The following is a 2,164-nucleotide window of genomic DNA, read 5'->3' as shown; positions in this document are numbered from 1 at the left end:
GTCCATGGACCCGCAGCATCTATGGCCATGCAGAAGGGTATCCATGTTTATGTTCAGAAACCTTTGACCCACAATATCCAAGAAGCGAGAATCTTGACCGAAATGGCCAGAAAGCAAAAGGTCGTCACCCAAATGGGCAATCAGGGCGGATCCAACGAATATCTGAACATGGTCCAAAATTGGGTAGATTCCGGAAAAATGGGCAAAATATCCAAAGTGCAGGTCTGGACAAACCGTCCCGTTTGGCCTCAGGGTTTTGCATTTCCCCAACCTGAACCAAGTAAAAAACCCGATGACCTAAACTGGAATCTGTGGCTGGGTCCGGCACCTGAGATACCATTTACGCCCAATTTACATCCATTCAATTGGAGAGGTTGGTGGGATTATGGCACAGGAGCACTTGGAGATGTGGGCTGTCACTTGATTGACATACCTTTCAGAACATTGGGACTGCATTATCCCAAAAGTGCCGAATGTAGTGTAGGAACAGTATTCTCCCGTATGTGGACCCCTGATTATAATCCTGAAGGTTGTCCTGCGTCTTCATTCATCACCCTTCACTTTGCAGCGACAGATAAAAGCAAATCTCCAATAGAAATGACCTGGAGTGATGGAGGCATTAGACCTTCCCATCCTGATATCATTCCCGCAGATCATGATATTGGCGGTAAAGGCAGCGCCAATGGTGTCCTCATTATCGGAGAAAAAGGGATTATCTCAACCAACATCAATGACAGTTCCCCACTGATGCCCAAACTTTATATGAATGATGGAACCACCGAATTCGGACCGGAAACAGAGGAGAACATTGAGCCTGAATATGGACATCAAAGAAAATGGGTAGATGCCTGCAAGGCCGGTTTTGGCAGTAAAGAACACAAAGCTCTGACTTCATCTTTTGACTATGCAGGTCCCATGACAGAAACAGTGTTGATGGGCAATTTGGCGATCCGAAGCTATATGCTGAGAAGAGAAAACAGCAAAGGCCAAATGGAGTTTTATGGGCGTAAAAAATTGCTTTGGGATGGAGACAACATGTTGATTACTAACCTAGAAGAAGCTAATCAGTTTGTGGGAAGAGTACACAGAAAAGGGTTTGGGATGTGAATAGCTGATTAAATATCATTCCTCAATACCTATGTATTTTAAAAATCACTAATGAGTTCACAATTATATATTTGAAAAGGTATATAGAAAGAAGTGGGAAAAATTAGATAGGTCTGGAATGACTAAAAATAAGTAATTGGCGTATCTCTATAAAAGCCGAACAATAAATTAAAGACATGAAAACTGAGCCTATTCAATCACCCTCTTATAAACAAGTAGTTGACTTAGTCAAACAACTCAATACTAAGGAGAAAATTCAACTCACTGAAATGTTGGAAAAAGAAATTCTGGATTATAAATTATCTGATTTATTGAAGAGTTTTAAAACAGATGAAATAAGTCAACAAGATATAGATGATGAAGTAGAGAAAGTTAGACTTGAAATCTATGAGAGAAAAAGATAGCTTTTTACTGGATTTAATCGATTCTTCTGAGGCAGACCTTTTAGTGACCGGAGACAAGGACTTATTGGAAATAAAGACATTTGGTTCTGCCAAAATCCTGAGTCCTCAAGAATTTGAAAGCATCATCAATGAGCTCCAATAAACTACATCGGCCAACCTCAAATTCCATCTGGGTTGGTCGCTCCTCCAATTACCTGCAATATTGGCATCAGGCCATTCAATGCCTTCAGGACATGAACATCCAAAAAGATGTCAATGGGAAAAAAGTAGCAATACTTGGATATGCAGGTGATGAAGGTGTAATCAGAAATCAGGGGAGAAAAGGTGCTGCAAATGGATCTCTGGCCATCAGGAAAATGATGGCTCCGATGTCCTATCACCTTCCCTATGATTCTCAATTATTTGACTTGGGTGATATTGTCACCTTGGACAATAATATGGAAGAAAGCCATGACTTCATAACAGAGACTGTTTCAGAGCTTTTGGCCAATAAGGTTTTCCCGGTGTTGCTGGGTGGCGGACATGACCTGGCATTGGCCCATGGACGGGGGATCTTTAAACAGGTGAAAGCCAAATGTGAAAAATTGGGCATCATCAACCTGGATGCCCATTTTGACCTTAGGCCTTTGGTTGATGGCAAAGGACATTCAGGT

Annotated in this window: 4 protein-coding genes; all 4 read left to right on the top strand. The window is 41.6% G+C overall.

Annotation, left to right across the window (positions count from 1 at the left end):
• Window positions 1-1,107 (top strand): Gfo/Idh/MocA family protein (locus tag ACEW8O_RS13070; RefSeq protein ID WP_373495070.1); only part of this gene is annotated, 1,107 nt, incomplete at its 5' end.
• Between the two features lie 176 nt (window positions 1,108-1,283).
• Window positions 1,284-1,511: a type II toxin-antitoxin system VapB15 family antitoxin gene (gene vap15 / locus ACEW8O_RS13065; protein WP_373495069.1), complete on the top strand. Its 228-nt coding sequence runs from the start codon at window positions 1,284-1,286 to the stop codon at window positions 1,509-1,511.
• Window positions 1,495-1,653, top strand: coding sequence for a hypothetical protein (locus ACEW8O_RS13060; RefSeq protein ID WP_373495068.1), 159 nt, complete (start codon window positions 1,495-1,497; stop codon window positions 1,651-1,653). Before vap15 ends, ACEW8O_RS13060 begins: the two co-directional genes overlap by 17 nt.
• A partial coding sequence (locus ACEW8O_RS13055; RefSeq protein WP_373495067.1) for an arginase family protein occupies window positions 1,640-2,164 on the top strand: 525 nt, incomplete at its 3' end. The genes ACEW8O_RS13060 and ACEW8O_RS13055, both read left to right, overlap by 14 nt.

Origin of the sequence: Aquiflexum sp. (assembly GCF_041749095.1) — a bacterium.
Taxonomy (GTDB): domain Bacteria; phylum Bacteroidota; class Bacteroidia; order Cytophagales; family Cyclobacteriaceae; genus Aquiflexum.
Note: the sequence above shows the minus strand (reverse complement) of the source record. Positions and strands in the feature narration are given on the sequence as shown.

Excerpts from the sequence above, each read along its gene's own strand:
- ACEW8O_RS13060 (WP_373495068.1), top strand. The coding sequence starts at position 1,495 with ATGAGAGAAAAAGATAGCTTTTTACTGGATTTAATCGATTCTTCTGAG.
- vap15 (WP_373495069.1), top strand. The coding sequence starts at position 1,284 with ATGAAAACTGAGCCTATTCAATCACCCTCTTATAAACAAGTAGTTGAC.